Annotated in this window: 23 protein-coding genes; 15 read left to right on the top strand and 8 right to left on the bottom strand. The window is 52.0% G+C overall.

Features of this window, described 5'->3' with window-relative positions; all coding sequences use genetic code 11:
- The first annotated feature begins 66 nt into the window (after positions 1–66).
- The 5 genes from dacA (at position 67) to lipA (ending at position 4,802) form a co-directional block, all read left to right on the top strand.
- Positions 67–1,278 (top strand): D-alanyl-D-alanine carboxypeptidase DacA, encoded by a 1,212-nt coding sequence (gene dacA / locus KGP24_RS06515; protein WP_223562760.1) that lies wholly within the window; start codon positions 67–69, stop codon positions 1,276–1,278.
- Positions 1,279–1,384: 106 nt separating this feature from the next.
- The gene (gene ybeD / locus KGP24_RS06510) at positions 1,385–1,648 is read left to right on the top strand and encodes a DUF493 family protein YbeD (protein WP_006177135.1); all 264 of its coding nucleotides are present in this window, start codon (positions 1,385–1,387) and stop codon (positions 1,646–1,648) included.
- A gap of 94 nt (positions 1,649–1,742) precedes the next feature.
- Positions 1,743–2,384, top strand: coding sequence for a lipoyl(octanoyl) transferase LipB (gene lipB, locus KGP24_RS06505; protein WP_223562759.1), 642 nt, complete (start codon positions 1,743–1,745; stop codon positions 2,382–2,384).
- A 291-nt stretch (positions 2,385–2,675) separates the two neighbouring features.
- Complete coding sequence (locus KGP24_RS06500) at positions 2,676–3,629, top strand: YbeF family transcriptional regulator (RefSeq protein ID WP_223562758.1); 954 nt, start codon at positions 2,676–2,678, stop codon at positions 3,627–3,629.
- 207 nt (positions 3,630–3,836) lie between these two features.
- Complete coding sequence (lipA, locus tag KGP24_RS06495; protein WP_013097595.1) at positions 3,837–4,802, top strand: lipoyl synthase; 966 nt, start codon at positions 3,837–3,839, stop codon at positions 4,800–4,802.
- A gap of 81 nt (positions 4,803–4,883) precedes the next feature.
- On the opposite strand, the gene tatE is transcribed toward lipA, so the two are convergent.
- Positions 4,884–5,087 carry a twin-arginine translocase subunit TatE gene (gene tatE / locus KGP24_RS06490; protein ID WP_045402135.1) on the bottom strand — a complete coding sequence of 68 codons (204 nt, stop codon included), beginning with the start codon at positions 5,085–5,087 and terminating at the stop codon, positions 4,884–4,886.
- A 125-nt stretch (positions 5,088–5,212) separates the two neighbouring features.
- Positions 5,213–6,001 carry a deaminated glutathione amidase gene (locus tag KGP24_RS06485; RefSeq protein WP_223562757.1) on the bottom strand — a complete coding sequence of 263 codons (789 nt, stop codon included), beginning with the start codon at positions 5,999–6,001 and terminating at the stop codon, positions 5,213–5,215.
- A gap of 67 nt (positions 6,002–6,068) precedes the next feature.
- Here KGP24_RS06485 and crcB point away from each other — a divergent pair, with 67 nt between their 5' ends.
- The gene (gene crcB, locus KGP24_RS06480) at positions 6,069–6,452 is read left to right on the top strand and encodes a fluoride efflux transporter CrcB (RefSeq protein WP_223562756.1); all 384 of its coding nucleotides are present in this window, start codon (positions 6,069–6,071) and stop codon (positions 6,450–6,452) included.
- 219 nt (positions 6,453–6,671) lie between these two features.
- Here the strand turns inward: crcB and cspE are convergent, their stop codons facing one another.
- On the bottom strand, positions 6,672–6,881 hold the full coding sequence (cspE, locus tag KGP24_RS06475; protein ID WP_002439184.1) for a transcription antiterminator/RNA stability regulator CspE: 210 nt from the start codon (positions 6,879–6,881) through the stop codon (positions 6,672–6,674).
- Positions 6,882–7,071: 190 nt separating this feature from the next.
- Positions 7,072–7,647 (bottom strand): lipid IV(A) palmitoyltransferase PagP, encoded by a 576-nt coding sequence (gene pagP / locus KGP24_RS06470; RefSeq protein ID WP_348984483.1) that lies wholly within the window; start codon positions 7,645–7,647, stop codon positions 7,072–7,074.
- A 435-nt stretch (positions 7,648–8,082) separates the two neighbouring features.
- Between pagP and dcuC the strand changes: the two genes are divergently transcribed.
- Positions 8,083–9,450, top strand: coding sequence for an anaerobic C4-dicarboxylate transporter DcuC (gene dcuC, locus KGP24_RS06465; protein WP_223562755.1), 1,368 nt, complete (start codon positions 8,083–8,085; stop codon positions 9,448–9,450).
- A 94-nt stretch (positions 9,451–9,544) separates the two neighbouring features.
- Positions 9,545–10,354 carry a ribonuclease I gene (gene rna, locus KGP24_RS06460; RefSeq protein WP_223562754.1) on the top strand — a complete coding sequence of 270 codons (810 nt, stop codon included), beginning with the start codon at positions 9,545–9,547 and terminating at the stop codon, positions 10,352–10,354.
- Here the strand turns inward: rna and KGP24_RS06455 are convergent.
- Positions 10,348–10,965, bottom strand: coding sequence for a flavin reductase family protein (locus tag KGP24_RS06455; RefSeq protein WP_223562753.1), 618 nt, complete (start codon positions 10,963–10,965; stop codon positions 10,348–10,350). The two genes, rna and KGP24_RS06455, sit on opposite strands and share 7 nt — an antisense overlap.
- 245 nt (positions 10,966–11,210) lie before the next feature.
- Here KGP24_RS06455 and rnk point away from each other — a divergent pair, with 245 nt between their 5' ends.
- From rnk to uspG, 3 genes are all read left to right on the top strand, one after another.
- Entirely contained in the window at positions 11,211–11,621 is a 411-nt protein-coding gene (rnk, locus tag KGP24_RS06450; protein ID WP_023334880.1) for a nucleoside diphosphate kinase regulator, read from the top strand.
- A gap of 140 nt (positions 11,622–11,761) precedes the next feature.
- Positions 11,762–11,851, top strand: coding sequence for a small membrane protein YldA (gene yldA / locus KGP24_RS24745; RefSeq protein WP_023334879.1), 90 nt, complete (start codon positions 11,762–11,764; stop codon positions 11,849–11,851).
- Positions 11,852–11,976: 125 nt separating this feature from the next.
- On the top strand, positions 11,977–12,405 hold the full coding sequence (uspG, locus tag KGP24_RS06445) for a universal stress protein UspG (protein ID WP_023310731.1): 429 nt from the start codon (positions 11,977–11,979) through the stop codon (positions 12,403–12,405).
- A gap of 60 nt (positions 12,406–12,465) precedes the next feature.
- Here uspG and ahpF read toward each other — a convergent pair whose 3' ends face one another.
- Entirely contained in the window at positions 12,466–14,031 is a 1,566-nt protein-coding gene (gene ahpF, locus KGP24_RS06440; protein ID WP_223562752.1) for an alkyl hydroperoxide reductase subunit F, read from the bottom strand.
- A 127-nt stretch (positions 14,032–14,158) separates the two neighbouring features.
- Entirely contained in the window at positions 14,159–14,722 is a 564-nt protein-coding gene (gene ahpC, locus KGP24_RS06435; RefSeq protein WP_008501015.1) for an alkyl hydroperoxide reductase subunit C, read from the bottom strand.
- A gap of 619 nt (positions 14,723–15,341) precedes the next feature.
- Between ahpC and KGP24_RS06430 the strand changes: the two genes are divergently transcribed.
- Positions 15,342–16,241 carry a LysR family transcriptional regulator gene (locus KGP24_RS06430; protein ID WP_223562751.1) on the top strand — a complete coding sequence of 300 codons (900 nt, stop codon included), beginning with the start codon at positions 15,342–15,344 and terminating at the stop codon, positions 16,239–16,241.
- A 377-nt stretch (positions 16,242–16,618) separates the two neighbouring features.
- Here KGP24_RS06430 and KGP24_RS06425 read toward each other — a convergent pair whose 3' ends face one another.
- Positions 16,619–17,779 (bottom strand): pyridoxal phosphate-dependent aminotransferase, encoded by a 1,161-nt coding sequence (locus KGP24_RS06425; protein WP_223562750.1) that lies wholly within the window; start codon positions 17,777–17,779, stop codon positions 16,619–16,621.
- A gap of 122 nt (positions 17,780–17,901) precedes the next feature.
- Here KGP24_RS06425 and KGP24_RS06420 point away from each other — a divergent pair, with 122 nt between their 5' ends.
- Genes KGP24_RS06420 through KGP24_RS06410 form a run of 3 tightly spaced genes read left to right on the top strand, consistent with a single transcriptional unit; the run spans position 17,902 to position 19,741 of the window.
- Positions 17,902–18,516, top strand: a complete 615-nt coding sequence (locus KGP24_RS06420) for a methylthioribulose 1-phosphate dehydratase (RefSeq protein WP_223562749.1) — start codon at positions 17,902–17,904, stop codon at positions 18,514–18,516.
- Positions 18,513–19,202 (top strand): acireductone synthase, encoded by a 690-nt coding sequence (gene mtnC / locus KGP24_RS06415; RefSeq protein WP_223562748.1) that lies wholly within the window; start codon positions 18,513–18,515, stop codon positions 19,200–19,202. The genes KGP24_RS06420 and mtnC overlap by 4 nt, the downstream gene beginning before the upstream one ends.
- Positions 19,199–19,741: an acireductone dioxygenase gene (locus KGP24_RS06410; RefSeq protein ID WP_223562747.1), complete on the top strand. Its 543-nt coding sequence runs from the start codon at positions 19,199–19,201 to the stop codon at positions 19,739–19,741. The genes mtnC and KGP24_RS06410 overlap by 4 nt, the downstream gene beginning before the upstream one ends.
- Positions 19,742–19,745 lie beyond the last annotated feature (4 nt).

Here is a 19,745-nt window from a genome sequence, read left to right as displayed (position 1 = left end):
CCTGAATAGCATTTGCTATAGTAAGGCACTTTTTTTAATTCCATCACGGATGTCGTAGTTCTGACCATGAAGACCACTTTTTCTGCTCGTTTTGTGCAGCGCATGGCGCTGACCACGGCCCTTTGCGCTGCTGCGCTCCCTGCAGCTCACGCCGATGACCTGAATATCAAGACCATGATCCCTGGCGTTCCGCAAATCGACGCGGAATCCTACATCCTGATCGATTACAACTCTGGCAAAGTGCTGGCAGAACAGAATGCCGATGCCCGCCGTGACCCGGCCAGCCTGACCAAAATGATGACCAGCTACGTTATCGGCCAGGCGATGAAGGCAGGTAAATTCAAAGAATCGGATCTGGTCACCATCGGTAACGATGCGTGGGCAACCGGGAACCCTGTCTTCAAAGGTTCCTCTCTGATGTTCCTGAAGCCGGGTATGCAGGTTCCTGTTTCCCAGCTGATTCGTGGTATCAACCTGCAGTCGGGTAACGATGCCTGCGTGGCAATGGCCGACTTCGCCGCCGGTAGCCAGGATGCCTTCGTGGGTCTGATGAACAGCTACGTTACCGCGCTGGGTCTGAAAAACAGCCATTTCCAGACCGTACACGGACTGGACGCAGACGGTCAGTACAGTTCCGCACGTGATATGGCCCTGATTGGTCAGGCGCTGATCCGCGATGTACCTAACGAATACTCTATCTATAAAGAGAAAGAGTTCACCTTCAACGGTATTCGTCAGACCAACCGTAACGGCCTGCTGTGGGATAACAGCCTGAATGTTGACGGCATCAAAACTGGCCACACCGACAAAGCTGGCTACAACCTGGTGGCCTCTGCCACTGAAGGTCAGATGCGTCTGATCTCAGCCGTGATGGGCGGCCGTACCTTTAAAGGTCGTGAAACAGAAAGCAAGAAACTGCTGACCTGGGGCTTCCGTTTCTTCGAAACCGTGAACCCACTGAAAGCAGGCAAAGAGTTTGCGTCTGAACCCGTCTGGTTCGGCGACAACGACCGTGCTTCACTCGGCGTTGATAAAGACCTCTACCTGACCATTCCACGCGGTCGTATGAAGGATCTGAAAGCCAGCTACGTATTGAACAGCACCGAGCTGCATGCCCCACTGCAGAAAAACCAGGTTGTAGGCACAATCAACTTCCAGCTGGATGGAAAAACGATCGATCAGCGTCCGCTGGTTGTCCTGCAAGAAATTCCTGAAGGCAATTTCTTCGGCAAAATCATTGATTACATTAAATTGATGTTCCACCACTGGTTCGGTTAAAAATTGAACACTTGAAAGTGTGATTTTGATCCCCATATACTAAGTATCCTGATAACTCCCACCTGACGTGGGAGTTATTATTTTTTGACGTTACGCCGGAGCTGACATGAAAACCAAACTTAACGAACTGCTTGAATTCCCTACCTCATTTACCTACAAAGTAATGGGTCTGGCGAAACCTGAGCTGGTTGATCAGGTGGTTGAAGTGGTACAGCGCCATGCGCCCGGTGACTACTCTCCATCAGTAAAACCAAGCAGCAAGGGCAACTACCACTCGGTTTCTATCACCATCACTGCCACACATATTGAGCAGGTTGAAACGCTGTACGAAGAGCTCGGCAATATCGAAATTGTTCGTATGGTGCTGTAGTCCCTTTGCGGTTACCCGGTTTGCCGGGTAACCCCTCTCCTCGCTGTGATATACTCCCCTACACCTTTTGTCCCTCGTCTTCGGAGACGCAGTTTTGTATCAGGATAAAATTCTGGTCCGTCACCTCGGCCTGCAACCTTATGAGCCTGTCTCCCAGGCTATGCATGACTTCACCGATTCACGCGATGACACCACCCCAGATGAAATCTGGCTGGTCGAACACCTGCCGGTATTTACGCAGGGTCAGGCAGGTAAAGCAGAGCATTTGCTAATGACGGGAGATATCCCGGTTATTCAGAGCGATCGAGGCGGTCAGGTCACTTATCATGGGCCCGGACAGCAGGTGATGTACGTCCTGCTCAATCTGAAGCGCAGAAAGCTTGGCGTACGTGAACTGGTTACCTTACTGGAACAAACTGTCGTCAACACGCTGGCGGAATATGGTATTGACGCGCATCCACGCGCCGATGCGCCGGGCGTCTACGTTGGGGAAATGAAGATCTGCTCTCTGGGGCTGCGTATTCGTAAAGGCTGCTCATTCCATGGCCTGGCATTGAATATTAATATGGATCTCGCGCCTTTCCAGCGCATAAACCCCTGCGGCTACGCCGGCATGGAAATGACGCAAATGCGTCAGTGGGTAGAAACCGCTACGCCAGAACATATTCGTCCCGTGCTTTTAAAGAATATGTTAGCACTACTTAACAATCCCCCGCACGAATATATCCCTGCTTAATATATCATACAAAATGGCTCGATAATTTGATGGGCCACTGTTCATTTACCGCTTTTGCGCTTTACAATAATCCACAGATTCTATATTTTCGAAGCGCCCGAATATAACCGCTACATATTATTTAGCCTCCAGCGAGCACGGCAAATACGGCATAAGTAACGTGAGCAATTATCACACAAGTGTTTGTTTTTGATAAACAAGCGAAACAAAACCAACACTTTACGAATCTCTACAAGCATAATAAATAAATTCAACTATCATTCATATTGTGAATGTATACGGAGTGAAAGCGTGGAGTATAATAATTTACCAGCCAAACGACTCAATGAACCCGGTGGTGAAGACAAGCCGCAAATTTTTCGGACTTTACGTAATATTGATCTCAATTTACTGACTATTTTTGAGGCAGTATATGTCCATAAGGGTATCGTTAACGCTGCGAAAATTCTTAATCTCACGCCATCAGCAATAAGCCAGTCAATCCAAAAGCTACGCGCTATATTTCCTGACCCTTTATTTATACGTAAGGGCCAGGGGGTAACGCCGACGGCCTACGCCACGCATCTCCATGAGTATATCAGCCAAGGGCTGGAGTCGATCCTGGGCGCACTGGATTTAACCGGGAGCTATGATAAGCAGAGAACCATCACCATCGGCTGTTCCCCTTCTGTGGGTGTGCTGGTTATGCCCGCTATCTTTCAGGCCGTGAAGGAGCATGCTCCGCAGCTACTGCTTCGCAATGTGCCTCTCAATGAACCTGACATTCAGCTTGCCCAGTTTCAGACAGACCTGATTATTGAAAGCGGCAGCTTCAGTGCCAGAGCGCTGGGGCAAAATGTGCTTTATGCGGATAACCTGGTACTGGTTTGCCGCCAGCAGCATCCCGCTCTTAGCGAGCCGTTGACCATTGAAAACCTGCGCAACTACGACCACTCGTCTTTCATGACCGAAGGGCAGTCTAACCATGCACTTCGTCAGCGTATTGATGAAATTTTCCCGGAACGCCAGATCAGCTTCAGCAGTTACAATATGTTTACCACCGCATCCCTGATTGGTAGTAGTGACATGCTGTGCGTTATGCAATCACGCCTGTACAGGCTGCTAAGAAAATGCTGGCCGCTGGAAAGCATTCCCCTCAGTCAGCTTAATGCGGAATCTATTGAAATTTCACTGCACTACAATAAGCTGAGTTTGCGCGATCCGGTCCTGGAAAACGTCATCCGCATTATCCGTCAGGCCTTCTGACGGGTTTAACCCGCACAAGCCCCTGCAACTGGCAGGGCAAAAGGCACAAAACAACAACTATTTTACAAATTGGCGATCTGGCAGGCTGCTTTAACGACCGTTTCAATGATATACTGCCTGTCGTTCGTTCAAAAATAGTTGATAAATACAACATTCCCTTGAATTGAAACGCTTTCCTTCGATATTCGCAACTGGAACACGCACGCTATGAGTAAACCCATTGTGATGGAACGCGGTGTTAAATACCGCGATGCCGATAAAATGGCCCTTATCCCGGTTAAAAACGTGGCTACAGAGCGCGAGGCGCTGTTAAGAAAACCGGAATGGATGAAAATCAAACTTCCGGCCGACTCTTCGCGTATCCAGGGGATCAAAGCTGCGATGCGCAAGAATGGCCTTCACTCAGTCTGTGAAGAAGCCTCTTGTCCGAACCTTGCTGAATGTTTCAATCACGGTACTGCGACGTTTATGATTCTGGGTGCTATCTGCACCCGCCGCTGCCCGTTCTGCGATGTTGCTCATGGCCGTCCAGTCGCACCTGATGCTAACGAACCCCAGAAGCTGGCGCAGACCATCGCTGACATGGCGCTGCGTTATGTGGTGATCACCTCCGTCGATCGTGACGATCTGCGTGACGGCGGAGCGCAGCACTTCGCTGACTGTATTACGGCTATCCGCGAGAAAAGTCCTAACATCAAAATCGAGACGCTGGTGCCTGATTTCCGTGGCCGTATGGACCGCGCGCTGGATATCCTGACCGCGACGCCGCCAGATGTGTTCAACCACAATCTGGAGAACGTGCCGCGTCTCTACCGTCAGGTCCGACCGGGCGCAGACTATAATTGGTCTCTTAAACTGCTGGAGCGTTTCAAAGAAGCGCATCCACATATACCGACCAAGTCTGGTCTGATGGTAGGTCTGGGTGAAACCAATGACGAAATCATCGAAGTGATGCGCGATCTTCGCCGCCACGGTGTGACCATGTTGACCCTGGGTCAGTATCTGCAGCCAAGCCGTCACCACCTGCCTGTACAGCGCTACGTGAGCCCGGACGAGTTCGATGAAATGAAAGCCGAAGCGATGGCGATGGGCTTCACCCACGCTGCCTGCGGCCCATTCGTTCGCTCCTCATACCATGCCGATATGCAGGCTAAAGGCGAAGAAGTTAAATAATGCTGTAATATTCATTTACAGTAATACAAAAAAACCGGCCTCATGAGCCGGTTTTTTTTCGCAAGCCCTCAGGCGTTGCTGTCACTCTTTGTGAGAAAGCTTGTCTGCCGGGACGGCATCCTCGGCGCTTTTCTTCGCCGCTGCATCATCATCGTTCATCGCTTTCTTAAACCCTTTGATGGCAGCCCCCAGGTCACCACCCAGCGTGCGTAACTTCTTGGTACCAAACAGCAGGACGACCAGTGCGGCAACCACCAGCAGTTTGGTAATACTAATCTCACCCATAGATACCTTCTTTACTTAAAACAGGCTGCATTCAGCGCCAAAACCTGATTGTATTAACGGTCATTTAGCGCGTGCACACAATAGCAATCTGTAACAAGGTGAATCAAGCGTTGTTGAAAAAAACATCACAATAATTGCGGTGGCGCAAACCGACGATTGCGAAGAACGGGTAATTGCTGACGCGCAAGCGCGATTCTTTCTGAGTTTATATCCGCCACCAGCAAATGCGGGGCTTCAGCGGCGGCGGCGATCGTCACCCCCAGCGGATCAACTACCCTGCTTTGCCCGATGTTTTTCGTGCCGCATTCCCCTGCGGCAACGACATAGCAGGTTGTATCCAGCGCGCGCGCCGCAAGCAGCGTTGCCCAGTGGTGCTCTTTTAACGGCCCTTTGACCCAGGCGGCAGGAAGTACCAGCATGTCCGCACCCTGTAGCGCCAGATGAAGCGCCAGCTCGGGAAAACGCAGATCGTAGCAGGTCATAAGCCCGATCTTAAATCCGGCAATCTCCAGCAGCGGTGGGATATTGTCTCCGGGGTCAACGAGTCGCGACTCCTGGATACTGAACGCATCATAGAGATGAAGCTTGGCGTAGCGTGCAACAATGGCCCCGCCACGAATCGCCAAAAGCGTATTCACTGCGCGACCCGGCGTGGAGGGAACATGGATCGTTAAGATCGTCGTCATCGTATTGCCTGCGCTTTGGGCAAGCAATTGCTGTAAGAATTCTCCATCCAGCGGCTGCGCGGACTTCACGGATAAATCCGGGTCATTATCATCCCTGGCCAGCAGCGCCTCGGGGAGAACCAGCAGCGACGCGCTTTTCTGCCTGGCCTGCATCATCAGTTCGACGCACGTGAGCGCATTTTCACGCCAGTCAGGCGCGACGGCAAACTGCCCTACCGCAACATACATATTTGTCCCCTCATCAAAAACAGCGTTAAACTCGCTACTCTTACACATCAAATAGCAGGTATTTAGCGTGTTACAACTACTTTTAGCCGTTTTTATTGGTGGGGGAACGGGTAGCGTTGCGCGATGGTTTCTGAGTATGCGGTTTAACCCCCTGCATCAGGCGATTCCCATGGGGACGCTTGCCGCAAACCTGATTGGTGCCTTTATCATCGGCATGGGGCTGGCCTGGTTTAACCGAATGACGCACATCGACCCAATGTGGAAGGTATTGATTACCACCGGATTCTGCGGCGGGTTAACCACCTTCTCAACCTTTTCTGCGGAAACGGTTTTTCTCTTTCAGGAAGGCCGTATCGGGTGGGCGTTGATGAATATTGCGGTTAACATGCTCGGCTCCTTTGCGATGACGGGGATCGCATTTTGGCTATTTTCTTCCGCAAGCGCGCATTAACAGCCGAACTGTTAATGTTGGCTTAATTTTTCTCTGTCACCCTGAATGCAGTACTGAACGAGGGTGACAGAATGAAACAGAGTCTGATGAGCGCAGGAATGGTGTTGTTGAGCGTGCTGATCGTTGCCAGCTTCCTGAAAATGTATCTGCTTTGCTGATTCAAAACGAAAAAAACCCGCTCAGTGAGCGGGTTTTGAAATTCTTGCTGACGCGTCTGAATTACAGCGCGATTACGTTAGCAGCAGAAGGGCCTTTGGCACCGTTAGTGATTTCGAACTCTACACGCTGACCTTCAGCCAGAGTTTTGAAACCATTAGACTGGATTGCAGAGAAGTGTACGAACACGTCTTTGCTGCCATCTTCAGGAGTAATGAAACCGAATCCTTTGGACTCATTAAACCACTTAACGTTACCTTTAATCTTAGACATCAAAATTACCTTTACATTAAAAAACGACACAAATGCTGTGTCGGTTACCAGTACATCAATTGTGGGACCTTTTGTCCAGCGGATCTTTGATAAAAAGTGACTAAAGTCGCGTTAATTTTCACTGTCAGATTTTTATCGCTTATGAATCAACATCTGCGCGTTTTATCACCAGCTTGTAACGTTTTGTCAGTTAAAACTGAAAACGCATCCAGGCAAAGTAAACGTTACCGTTGTTGTACGTACCCGGGATGTAGGTCATCTGGAACGTTGCGGGCCCATAGCCAATAGAGGCCAAAGGCAGCAGCACCGGAATCGGAATGTAGTTCCAGTTATCACGTGCAGTGACCCCGGCGGTATACCCCAGACCGACGTGGAAGTTCTCGTCCGCTAGCGGACGCCAGGTTTTCTCCCAACCATAACCCCCGATCGGCTCCCATTTATTAAACGAGTCTTTGAAGGCCATCAGATAGATGCCATGCCAGTTTCCCTTTTCATCCCAGCGCGACTGACCAAAACCCGCGCCCCATGGACGCTCGTTGTATTTATCGGTTTTCTCTTTGTCATAAGCAAAACGCGCATGCCACGTTATTGCCGGAACATAGAGATCATAATGTTCAGGTGCCGTCCAGGTCTGGGAAACATTATCCGTAAAGGTTGAGAACCAGCCTTTATCTGCCGCGTTGCCATCTGCCTGTGCAACCGAAGAAAACGTTAACTGCCCAAAAATAAACAACAAAATAGCGAAAAATGTATTACGTACGATCACAATGCAATTACCATTCTTAGTATTCGAGGTAAAGTTTACCACAACATAGTTGAATAAAGGCTTAACGACATCGGCGTTATTCCTAATTATTCGGCCTCTTTCCGGGAATATTCTTAAAGAAAGCCGACGATACGTTTAAATAAGCCCACAAGGGGTGTGACTTTTATCATTTAGCATTCTTAATCAGGGATATGTAAAACCATACAAAAAATTAACAATTTGTTATCATTACCAGTACATGTTGCACTATTTCTGACGGTCAAGGGCCTCATGACGTAAATGTATGGGCCATGGCAAAAACACGGTTGTTCTGTTCTTTAGTCGTATGTTTATTGATTTTAATCAGCAAGAACAGGCCATTTATTCGGCACATTTTCATCCTTCTTTTTTTATTGATTTTTTGTGCTCCATTGCAGCAGAGATACAGGGGAAATCATGCTTACGTTATTCGAACTCCTTATTGGAGCCGTCGTCATTGTCGGCGTCGCACGCTACATCATTAAAGGCTACTCGGCCACGGGAGTATTATTTGTTGGCGGTTTAACGCTGCTGATTATCAGCGCAATAATGGGGCACCAGCTGTTACCTGCCAGCGCGACCAGCACCGGTTACACCGCTACAGATATTGTTGAATACGTTAAAATATTGCTCATGAGCCGCGGCGGCGATCTGGGCATGATGATCATGATGCTGTGCGGTTTTGCAGCCTACATGACCCACATCGGCGCCAACGACATGGTTGTTAAGCTTGCCTCCAAACCCCTGCAGTACATCAACTCGCCGTATCTGCTGATGGTCGCCGCCTATTTCCTCGCCTGCCTGATGTCACTGGCCGTTTCGTCAGCTACCGGACTTGGCGTACTGCTCATGGCGACGCTGTTCCCGGTCATGGTGAACGTCGGTATCAGCCGTGGCGCGGCAGCGGCAATTTGCGCGTCTCCGGCAGCCATTATTCTCTCCCCGACCTCCGGCGACGTCGTGCTGGCGGCAAAGGCGGCGGAGATGTCACTCATCGACTTCGCCTTTAAAACCACATTACCGATCTCAATCGTTGCCATAGTGGGCATGGGGATCGCGCATTTCTTCTGGCAGCGCTATCTCGATAAGAAAGAGAACATCAGCCATGAAATGATGGACGTAAGTGAAATCACCACGACCGCTCCCGCATTCTATGCCATTCTGCCGTTCACCCCGATCGTCGGAGTGCTGATTTTTGACGGCAAATGGGGTCCGCAGCTGCACATCATCACCATTCTGGTCATCTGTATGCTGCTGGCCGCCCTGCTGGAGTTTGTACGCGGTTTTAACACGCAAAAAGTCTTCTCGGGTCTGGAAGTGGCGTATCGCGGTATGGCGGATGCCTTCGCCGGCGTGGTGATGCTGCTGGTTGCGGCAGGCGTTTTTGCCCAGGGTCTGAGCACAATCGGCTTTATCCAGAGCCTGATATCTATCGCCACCTCGTTCGGCTCGGCCAGTATTATCCTGATGCTGGTTCTGGTGGTGCTCACCATGCTGGCGGCCATGACCACCGGTTCCGGTAATGCGCCCTTCTACGCTTTCGTTGAGATGATCCCGAAACTGGCCCACTCATCCGGTATTAACCCGGCTTATCTCTCCATTCCCATGCTGCAGGCGTCAAACCTGGGCCGTACCATTTCGCCGGTGTCGGGTGTGGTCGTCGCCGTTGCCGGGATGGCGAAAATCTCGCCATTTGAAGTCGTCAAATGCACCTCGGTGCCCGTTATGGTTGGTCTGATTATCGTGATTATCGCCACGGAAGTGCTGGTACCCGGCGCGGCCTAAGCTAAATTAGGGATATCCAAAAAGCGCCTGCGGGCGCTTTTTGTGTTTTAATAACGTCCAGAAATAAATCATCCTCATTCGATCAGGAAATCATATGTTCAGAAAGGATATCGTCATCCCGTCTGGCGCAATGGCGCTTGCTCTCTGTATCTTCTCCGCACAGGCGGAACCGCTGAAGGCAACACAGTATGGCGATTTCGATCGCTATGTACTGGCTCTCTCCTGGCAAACCGGGTTTTGCCAGAGCATGGTCGAGCGCAACCGCAATGAACCTGACGAATGTCGCCTGCAAAAAGAGCGCGATAATAAAGCTGATTTTCTGACCGTTCACGGTCTATGGCCTGGCCTGCCGAAATCTATTGCCGCACGCGGCGTGGATGAGCGTCGATGGATGCGTTTTGGCTGCGCCACGCGCCCTATTCCGAACATGCCGGAAGTGAAGGCCAGCCGCAAATGCGATGCCGCCGAAACAGGACTGTCGCTTTCCGCTGCCGCAAAGCTCAACGACGTGATGCCGGGCGCGGGCGGTAATTCGTGCCTGGAACGTTATGAATATGCCAAACATGGCGTCTGCTTTGGTTTCGATCCGGATGCCTATTTCGGCACGATGGTGCGGATGAATCAGGAAGTTAAAAACAGCGCGGTCGGTAAATTCCTCGCCGATAACTACGGGAAAACCGTCAATCGCAGCGACTTTGACAGTGCCGTTGCCAAAAGCTGGGGCAAGGAGAACATCAAAGCGATCAAGCTGACCTGCAACGGCAATCCGGCGTATCTGACCGAGATGCAGATTTCGCTGAAGGCAAACGCCATTAACAACCCGCTTTCTACGGCATCATTTGCACCGCAGCCACATCCGGGTAACTGCGGAAAACAATTCGTGATCGATAAAGCCGGTTATTGATCCGCGCCCGGGCGCACCATATCAAACCGGTTTTCGTCACTGATGCCATAATACGCCGTCGGCCCACCCGCACGCAGGATGGGCTGCGCTTTCGCAGTCTGGTATATCCCTTCTTCCAGCAGCGTTTCGGCAATATGGATACCAACCACCTCCCCCAATACCAGCCATGTATCGACCGGTGTACCATCAGCACCGGTAAGCTGAATACACTGCGACAGGCGGCACTCAAAGTTCACCGGGCTTTCTGCGACGCGGGGCGCGTTAACCAACTGGCTGGCCGCTGGCGTGAGGCCGGCGAAGCTAAACTCATCCCGATCGTGAGGAAGCATCGCGGAGGTTTGATTCATCGCCTGGGCGAGATCGCGCGTCGCCAGGTTCCAGACAAACTCCCCGGTTTCGGTAATATTACGCACGCTGTCCTTCCAGCCGTTGCTGGAAAAACCGATGATCGGCGGGCGATAGTTAAAGCAGTTAAAGAAACTATACGGCGCGAGGTTCAACTGACCTGCCCTATCGCATGAGGAGATCCAGCCTATCGGACGTGGACCAATAATGGCATTCAGCGGGTCATGCGGCAGGCCATGCCCCTGAGACGGTTGGTAGAAATACATAGTTCTCTCTCGTTGGTGGGCAACGCCCTGATTCAGGACATTCAGCGTAGCGTATTCCACCCGGAATGAAGACTGAATAAATTTCAGCGAAAATTCATATGGGCTATGAATGTGACCTTCATCACTTCAAACTTGCGCGCTCAGCCAGTATCATCGTGAGAGTTAAACCCTCGCTGCCAGACGGCGAGGGTTTTCTTTTGGATCGGTTTCTGCGTTACACGCAGCATTAACGACATGGAGTAAAAATGTCCAGACCTACAATTATCATCAATGAGCTCGACGCAGAACGTATCGACAGGCTGCTGGAAAAAGCAGAGTTTGCCTCACTTCCCGTGGCCGACGCCCTGAATGAGGAGCTCGACCGGGCGCAGATGTGCACGCCAGAGTCGATGCCGCATGACGTGGTCACCATGAACAGCCAGGTAAAATTCCGCAACCTGACCACCGGTGAAGAGTTGACCCGCACGCTGGTTTACCCGGCTCAGATGACCGACAGCAGCGCGCAGCTTTCTGTTCTGGCACCCGTGGGTGCCGCACTGCTGGGGCTTCGCACAGGTGATACCATCCACTGGGAATTACCGGGTGGCGCCTCTGCCCATCTGGAAGTGCTGGCGTTGCTCTACCAGCCAGAAGCCGCGGGCGATTACCTGCGTTAACCCCCTTCTGAACAAGCGCCCACCCGCTTTGCACAGAGGATGCAGCCGCATCCTCTTTCCGCAAATTCACCCCAATTTCTTATATCGCGCAAAAAGCCCTTAATCCACGCTTAATCTGTTTTGGTGCCGTGGGGACGGTCATGAGTGAGATACTGGCTATCACACTTATTTTTCTGATTATTGCGGCGATTATCGTCACGGCCGTGCTTTATCTTGAACGCCACTGGTGAATGCGGAAATTGCGCTCTTTTGAGATTTTCCCTAGCGATATAAGAAAACTGACGGGGCGCTTACAGAAACCATTTATATTTTATGGTCGAATGAGTTCAGCGTTTATAAACAAGGAGAAACGGGTATGTATCAGAGAATCATTATGCCGGTTGATGTTTTTGAGATGGAGCTGAGCGACAAGGCCGTTCGCCATGCGGAGTTCCTGGCGCAGCAGGACGGAGTCATCCATCTTTTGCATGTCCTGCCGGGCTCCGCCAGCCTTAGCCTGCACCGCTTTGCCGCCGACGTGCGTCGCTTCGAGGAGCATTTGCAGCATGAAGCGGAAACTCGCCTGCAAACCATGGTTAGCCACTTCAGCATCGACCCTTCGCGCATCAAAACGCACGTCAGATTCGGCAGCGTACGCGATGCGGTAAACGAACTGGCGAACGAACTGAAAGCAGACGTGGTGGTCATCGGTTCGCGCAACCCTTCCATTACCACGCATCTGCTGGGCTCTAACGCCTCCAGCGTGATCCGTCACACCCATATACCGGTGATGGTCGTAAGATAAAAAAAGAGGCCACCTTTCGGTGGCCTCTCGCTATTGCAGGTGTAGCCTTACTTTCTTCTGTTATGCGGTTTTGGTGCGAATCAGATAGTCAAACGAACTCAGAGACGCCTTGGCCCCTTCGCCGGTGGCAATGATGATCTGTTTGTACGGCACGGTGGTGCAGTCGCCAGCCGCAAACACGCCTTTCACGCTGGTTTCACATTTCGCATCGATGATGATTTCGCCCATGCGGTTGCGCTCAATCGCGCCTTCCAGCCAGGTGGTATTTGGCAGCAGACCAATCTGCACGAAGATCCCTGACAGCTGAACGCTGTGCACGTCGCCGCTCACGCGGTCGCGGTATTCCAGACCGGTCACTTTACTGCCGTCGCCCTTCACTTCCGTGGTCTGCGCGTTCAGTACGATGTCGACGTTTTTCAGGCTGCGAACTTTATCCTGCAGAACCTGGTCGGCCTTCATCTCTGGAGCGAATTCCAGAAGGGTAACATGTTCAACAATCCCCGCCAGGTCGATAGCCGCTTCCACGCCGGAGTTACCGCCGCCGATAACCGCCACGCGTTTACCTTTGAAGAGTGGGCCGTCGCAGTGCGGACAGTAGGTCACGCCTTTGGTACGGTACTGATCTTCGCCCGGGACGTTCATGTTGCGCCATTTCGCACCGGTGGCAATGATAATGCTGCGCGCTTTCAGCACCGCGCCGGACGCGGTTTCAATCTGGTGTAAACCACCCTCGACCGCTGCCGGAACCAGCTTGCTGGCGCTCTGGCTGTCGATCACGTCTACGTCATAGTCGCTGACGTGCGCCTTCAGCGCCCCCGCCAGCTTCTGGCCTTCGGTCTTCGGCACGGAAATGTAGTTTTCGATGTCCACGGTATCGAGCACCTGGCCGCCAAAGCGTTCGCCCATCAGGCCGGTGCGAATGCCTTTACGCGCGGAGTACACCGCCGCCGCCGCGCCCGCAGGGCCGGAACCGACGATCAGCACGTCGTAGGCACCGCGTTTGTTCAGCTCTTCCGCCGCACGTTTTTCAGCACCGGTATCCACTTTGGCAACGATTTCGGTCAGAGTCATACGGCCCTGGCCGAACTCTTTGCCGTTCATGTAGACCGCCGGAACACCCATCACGTTGCGATCGGTGATTTCATTCTGGAATGTACCGCCGTCAATCGCCGTGTGCTTGATGCGCGGGTTCAGGACCGACATCAGGTTCAGCGCCTGCACCACGTCCGGGCAGTTGTGGCAGGAGAGCGAGTAATAGGTTTCAAACTCGAAATCACCGTCGATATCGCGGATCTGCTCCAGCAGCGCCTGCGCTTCCTTAGACGGGTGACCACCGGTCCACAGCAGAGCCAGCACCAGCGACGTAAATTCATGCCCCAGCGGAGAACCGGCAAAGCGCGGTCCCTGGTCAGATCCCGGATTGGTGATCAGGAAGGATGGCTTGCGCACTGGCAGCGCATTATCTTCTTTAAACGTCACTTTTGGTGACAGCTCGGCGATCTCTGCCAGCAGTTCCTTGATCTCTGCCGATTTGGCGCTGTCGTCCAGCGTGGCAATCAGCTCAACGGGTTTGGTCAGTTTCTCAAGGTAGGCCTTGAGCTGGGTTTTCATGTTTGTGTCGAGCATTGTTGTTCCCTCTCTTAAGACGTCATCATGCAAGCTGCCTTATACGGGCGGCCTGAATGCAACTTGCATCATGGTGCTGGAATGAAATGGGCGCGGGTGCGCCCATTGATTGCCGGATGGGCAAAACTTAGATTTTACCAACCAGATCTAAGGATGGAGCCAGCGTTGCTTCGCCTTCTTTCCATTTCGCCGGGCACACTTCGCCAGGGTGAGAAGCCACGTACTGAGCGGCTTTCACTTTACGCAGCAGGTCAGAAGCATCACGGCCGATACCTTCAGCGGTAACTTCGATAGCCTGGATAATGCCCTGCGGGTCAACAACGAAGGTGGCGCGATCGGCCAGGCCTTCATCTTCACGCATGTTGTCGAAGTTACGGGTCAGGGCGCCAGTCGGGTCGCCGATCATCGCGTATTTGATTTTTGCGATGGTTTCAGAGCTGCTGTGCCATGCTTTGTGGGTGAAGTGGGTATCGGTAGAAACAGAGTAAACGTCTACGCCCAGCTTCTGCAGTTCGTCGTAATGGTCCGCAACGTCACCCAGTTCAGTCGGGCAAACGAAGGTAAAGTCAGCCGGATAGAAGAAGAAGACGCTCCAGCGGCCTTCGGTATCTTTCTCGGTAACTTCGATGAACTCACCGTTTTTGAACGCCTGGTTTTTGAAAGGTTTAATTTTGGTATTAATCAAAGACATCTGTACTTCCTCCGTGTTTTCGTTGAGATGTAAGGTAACCAACTTTATTCATCGGGGCTAATGCGTATGCTTTATCAAATCAATCAGCCAAACCTTACAACGTCGACAAGACAACAGGTTGAACCTTTACAGGAAAGTCTGAAAGTAAAAAGGCCGCCTCAACGGGCGGCCCTGATACCTGAATTCCCCGCAGGTACATTCAGTGCCAGTCGAAACTGGCGTTGCGTTGCGCTCTACAACCCTTTATATCAAGGCGGTAACAGCCTTTTGATTACACCATCCGCGCAGGGATTGAGCAATCCATAAGAGAAGCATTCCTGCCTATGGCTGTGATAGGTTGTGTCGAACATCATTCCGGTGCGTTATAGATTTATTTTTATTATAAAACCACTGCAATATATAAATGCCAACTATCATTTAAAACATTTATCCCTCTTCAAAGATTAAATTATCTTAATCACCTTTGAAGCGCTATTTCAACAATCTGCCACCGTGATATATTAAGATGATTTTAATTTAAAACTAAGAGAGCTAACCGAAAGGATTGTAAGTGGTTAGCTTCAAACTATTGTTATCAATTATATGATAACCACAGCAAACGCAGCCCTCAGGACGAAACATGGCAAATCTCTATGACCTTAAAAAATTCGATCTTAATCTGTTAGTCATTTTCGAGTGCATTTACCAACACCTTAGTATCAGTAGAGCCGCCGAGACGCTGTATATCACCCCCTCCGCCGTAAGCCAGTCACTGCAACGCCTGAGAGGACAACTCAACGATCCTCTGTTTATCCGTTCCGGTAAAGGGATCACGCCCACGACCGTCGGCGTCAATTTGCATCATCATCTTGAACAGAACCTGAACCAGCTGGAGCAGACTATCAATATCATGCACAGCAGCGGGTTGAAGAAGAACTTTGTCATTTACTGCCCGCATTTTATGAGTACGAAAGCAACGCTTGACCCTATAAAACTGCTCATGGATAACCATAACTATTCAATTGAATTACATGATGTATTTCTTTCTCCCGATTCTGCGGAAGATCTTTTAACCTACAGAAGAGCCGACTTGATATTTTCGTTTTCCTCTTCTAATAGTCATTCTATCGCCTGCAGCCTCTACCATAAACTTCCTTTAGTTCTCGTTTGCCGGGAGGGCCATCCCCGTCTCAGTGAAAATCCTACGCGTGAAGATATTCTGAATGAAAACTTCACCGCATACCTGAACGACAAGAACAGCTTCAAAGACTATAAGGAAAAGGCCGAAAACCTGTTAACCCAAAGAAATATCGTCTATCGCAGCGACTCTTTTATATCTCTTCTGTCGGCGATCGGTTCATCCGACCTCATAGGATTAGTGCCCACACCGGCCTTCGAACAATATGGTCCAGCCCTCAACCTGCGCAAGGTAAAAACAGATATTCAATTCCCCAGCATTGATATTTACATGATGTACAATCGTTCCGCGCTGAATAGCTCGGCATTCGCGAGCTTTATTGAAGAATTATCCTTGTCTTGAGATATTGGTGCGGCTCGCGCACAAAATGGGAGCCGCACCGTTAAAACATTTACCACCGATAAACAATAACGCAGTACAACCGTCATATATCCAATAAATTATTGACTAATATAATCTTCTCTTCAAAGCTGGCGCTACGGTCTGGTATTTATTCTCCAGAAAATACTTACTGCCTTCCGGGAGCGAATAAAATAGACTCTCGAAAATTAACGCCATAAATGCTTTTCGTGAGCAACCGATAGACTGCGTCCTCTGGATCAGGCAGGACGCTATTACCGCTAATGACTACAACCCCAAAAACGTTGCTCCCCCAGAAAAACGGTCTGCTGGAGCTGTTTGCAGACCGCCGTTACTCTTAAGCCTGGACGGTGAAATAATCAGAGCGTGTTCAGTCGATCTGCTGCCGCCAGCAGCGTCGATTCCTGCTTCGCAAAGCAAAGACGGATCAGCTTATGCGGGAAGGGATCGGCGCAGAACACCGACAGCGGAATGGCGGCCACGCCCACCTCTTTTGTCAGCCACTGGCAAAAGCTAACGTCGTCGAGATCGGAAATCGCGCTGTAGTCCGCGAGCAGGAAGTAAGTCCCTTCTGAGGGCAAAATTTCCAGACGGCTTTTACTCAGCGCCGCCACAAACAGATCCCGACGCTCACGATAGAAGTGCGGTAGCTCGCGGTAATGGCCTGGTTCAGCGCGCAGCATATCCGCCAGCGCCAGCTGAGCCGGCGTGTTCACGGCAAAGGTCAGGTACTGGTGCACCTTGCGAAGCTCGGCGCTGATGGCCGCCGGTGCGACGCAGTAGCCCACTTTCCAGCCGGTCATATGGTAAGTCTTACCGAATGACGAGACGGCGATAGCGCGCTCGCGAAGCTGCTGATGGGCCAGCACGCTGGCGTGTCCTTCTTGTGCAAAGCAGATGTGCTCGTAGACCTCATCGCTCAGGACGTAAATTTCGCGTTCCGCAATCGCCTGCCACAGCGCGGCGAAATCGGCCTTTTGCCACACCGTCGCCGACGGATTGTGCGGGGTATTCAGGATCACCAGGCGGGTTTTGTCGCTCAGCAGCGCAGCAAACGCCTGCCAGTCAGGACGAAAATGCGGCGGCTGAAGCGCCACGCGCTTCACCACGCCGCCGGAGAGTTCAACCGCAGGCGCATAGCTGTCGTAGCTTGGGTCAAAGCAGATAACTTCATCGCCCGTACGCACCAGCGCGGTGATGGCCGCATACAGCGCTTCGGTCGCCCCTGCCGTCACCGTAATGTCGCTGTTCGCATCGGGCTTATGCCCGTAAAGCTCCGCCGTTTTATCCGCAATGGCTTCCCGCAGCGCCTGCACGCCCGTCATCGGCGCATACTGATTCGCCCCCTGCGCCACGTGGTACGCCAGACGCTCCTGCAGATAGGTCGGGCCGTCGAAATCCGGAAAGCCCTGAGAAAGGTTAATGGCGTTGTGCTGCTGCGCCAGAGCGCTCATCTGCGTAAAGATGGTGGTCCCGAGATTGGGAAGTTTACTCTGCGGAATCAATGCGTTATTGCTCATTATGTCGTGCCTGCTTGTAATACTTATGTTGCTGCCACTATAACACGATGTTAGTCTTTGGCAATCAAGACGCTTAGACGTCTAAACCATATGAATATTCCTGGCCGCGAGGATAAAAGGAAATGACAGACAACCTGCAACTCACACATCTGGTCGACGCCTGCCGCTGGATTGGCGCCAAAGGCTGGGCCCCCGCCACCGGCGGCAACATGTCGGTGCGCCAGGACGAACGCCTCTGCTGGCTCAGCGAATCCGGCAAAGACAAAGGCAGCCTGACGACGGAGGATTTTCTGCAGGTTGAAATCGCCACCAACCGCGCGCCGTCTGGTCGTAAGCCATCAGCCGAAACGGGGCTTCACACACTAATCTATCGTCTGTTTCCGGAGGCCAACGCCGTCCTGCACGTTCATACCGTCAACGCCACGGTGCTGTCGCGTCTGGTGAAAGAAGCCGAACTCAACATCAGCGGCTTTGAAATGCAAAAATCCCTCACCGGACAGACCACGCACCTGGATACGGTGGCTATCCCGGTCTTTGATAACGACCAGGATATCGACGTCCTCGCCTCCCGAATCGCCCATTACGCACGGGAACGCCCGCTTAATTATGGTTTTCTTCTGCGCGGTCATGGCTTAACCTGCTGGGGACGCGATGTGGCCGAGGCCCGCCGTCATCTGGAAGGATTAGAATTCTTATTTGAATGCGAAATGCGTTTACGACAACTGGAGAGAGTATGATTCGCGCGATTGTGACGGATATTGAAGGAACCACCAGCGATATCCGTTTTGTCCATGACGTTTTGTTCCCCTACGCGCGTGAGCGGCTGGCGGCCTTCGTGACCGCGCAGCAGTACGCCGAGCCGGTCAAATCCATTCTGGACAACCTGCGTGATGAAATCGGTCACCCGCACGCCAGCGTCAGCGAGCTTGTCGACGCCCTGTTTGCCTTTATGGATGAAGACCGCAAATCCACGGCGCTCAAAGCACTGCAGGGGATCATCTGGCATGACGGCTACGTGAACGGCGACTTTACCGGCCACCTATACCCGGACGTACTGCCTGCGCTGGAAAAGTGGAAAGCGCAAGGGATTGATCTCTATGTTTATTCCTCTGGCTCCGTCGCCGCGCAGAAACTGTTATTTGGCTACAGCGACGAAGGTGATATTACTCATCTGTTCAGCGGCTATTTTGATACCCACATCGGCGCCAAGCGCGAGGTGCAGTCGTATCACAACATTGCGGCGCAAACGGGCATCGCCCCGTCGCAGATCCTGTTCCTGTCCGATATTCATCAGGAGCTGGACGCGGCTGAACGGGCAGGTTTTCGCACCCTGCAGCTGATTCGCGGCGATGATGACGGCGCAAGCCATCACCATCAGGTCCACCAGTTTGACGAGATTAATCCGGAGCAGATCCCTTCATGAGCGCATTGACCATTTATTCCGATAAAGACGCCAGCCAGCATCAGTGGCGCAGCACCGACGCCGCGGAGATCGCCCAGCAGCTCAACGCTAAAGGCGTGCGGTTTGAACGCTGGGCTGCGGATCGCGATTTAGGACACGATCCCGCGCCCGAAGCCGTGATTGCGGCGTATCAGCATGCCATCGACAAGCTGGTGGCGGAGAAAGGCTATCAGAGCTGGGACGTAATCAGCCTGCGCGCCGACAACCCGCAGAAAGAGGCGCTGCGCGCGAAGTTCCTGAACGAACACACCCACGGCGAAGACGAAGTGCGCTTCTTCGTGGAAGGCGCGGGGCTGTTCTGTCTGCACATTGGCGATGAGGTGTATCAGGTGCTGTGCGAGAAAAACGACCTGATTTCCGTTCCCGCAGGCACGCCGCACTGGTTTGATATGGGCTCAGAGCCGAACTTCACCGCCATTCGTATTTTCGATAACCCTGAAGGCTGGGTTGCCCAGTTTACAGGGGATGCGATCGCGGATGCGTATCCAAGGCTGGCATGATCTT

Source organism: Enterobacter sp. JBIWA008, assembly GCF_019968765.1.
Classification (GTDB): Bacteria; Pseudomonadota; Gammaproteobacteria; order Enterobacterales; family Enterobacteriaceae; genus Enterobacter.
This window is presented reverse-complemented; position numbering and strand designations above follow the sequence as displayed.

Bases quoted from the DNA above. Each gene is read 5' to 3' on its own strand.
- dacA (WP_223562760.1), top strand. From the start codon at position 67: ATGAAGACCACTTTTTCTGCTCGTTTTGTGCAGCGCATGGCGCTGACC.
- ybeD (WP_006177135.1), top strand. From the start codon at position 1,385: ATGAAAACCAAACTTAACGAACTGCTTGAATTCCCTACCTCATTTACC.
- lipA (WP_013097595.1), top strand. From the start codon at position 3,837: ATGAGTAAACCCATTGTGATGGAACGCGGTGTTAAATACCGCGATGCC.
- tatE (WP_045402135.1), bottom strand. From the start codon at position 5,087: ATGGGTGAGATTAGTATTACCAAACTGCTGGTGGTTGCCGCACTGGTC.
- KGP24_RS06485 (WP_223562757.1), bottom strand. From the start codon at position 6,001: ATGTATGTTGCGGTAGGGCAGTTTGCCGTCGCGCCTGACTGGCGTGAA.
- cspE (WP_002439184.1), bottom strand. From the start codon at position 6,881: ATGTCTAAGATTAAAGGTAACGTTAAGTGGTTTAATGAGTCCAAAGGA.
- dcuC (WP_223562755.1), top strand. From the start codon at position 8,083: ATGCTTACGTTATTCGAACTCCTTATTGGAGCCGTCGTCATTGTCGGC.
- rna (WP_223562754.1), top strand. From the start codon at position 9,545: ATGTTCAGAAAGGATATCGTCATCCCGTCTGGCGCAATGGCGCTTGCT.
- KGP24_RS06455 (WP_223562753.1), bottom strand. From the start codon at position 10,965: ATGTATTTCTACCAACCGTCTCAGGGGCATGGCCTGCCGCATGACCCG.
- rnk (WP_023334880.1), top strand. From the start codon at position 11,211: ATGTCCAGACCTACAATTATCATCAATGAGCTCGACGCAGAACGTATC.
- yldA (WP_023334879.1), top strand. From the start codon at position 11,762: ATGAGTGAGATACTGGCTATCACACTTATTTTTCTGATTATTGCGGCG.
- uspG (WP_023310731.1), top strand. From the start codon at position 11,977: ATGTATCAGAGAATCATTATGCCGGTTGATGTTTTTGAGATGGAGCTG.
- ahpF (WP_223562752.1), bottom strand. From the start codon at position 14,031: ATGCTCGACACAAACATGAAAACCCAGCTCAAGGCCTACCTTGAGAAA.
- ahpC (WP_008501015.1), bottom strand. From the start codon at position 14,722: ATGTCTTTGATTAATACCAAAATTAAACCTTTCAAAAACCAGGCGTTC.
- KGP24_RS06430 (WP_223562751.1), top strand. From the start codon at position 15,342: ATGGCAAATCTCTATGACCTTAAAAAATTCGATCTTAATCTGTTAGTC.
- KGP24_RS06425 (WP_223562750.1), bottom strand. From the start codon at position 17,779: ATGAGCAATAACGCATTGATTCCGCAGAGTAAACTTCCCAATCTCGGG.
- KGP24_RS06420 (WP_223562749.1), top strand. From the start codon at position 17,902: ATGACAGACAACCTGCAACTCACACATCTGGTCGACGCCTGCCGCTGG.
- mtnC (WP_223562748.1), top strand. From the start codon at position 18,513: ATGATTCGCGCGATTGTGACGGATATTGAAGGAACCACCAGCGATATC.
- KGP24_RS06410 (WP_223562747.1), top strand. From the start codon at position 19,199: ATGAGCGCATTGACCATTTATTCCGATAAAGACGCCAGCCAGCATCAG.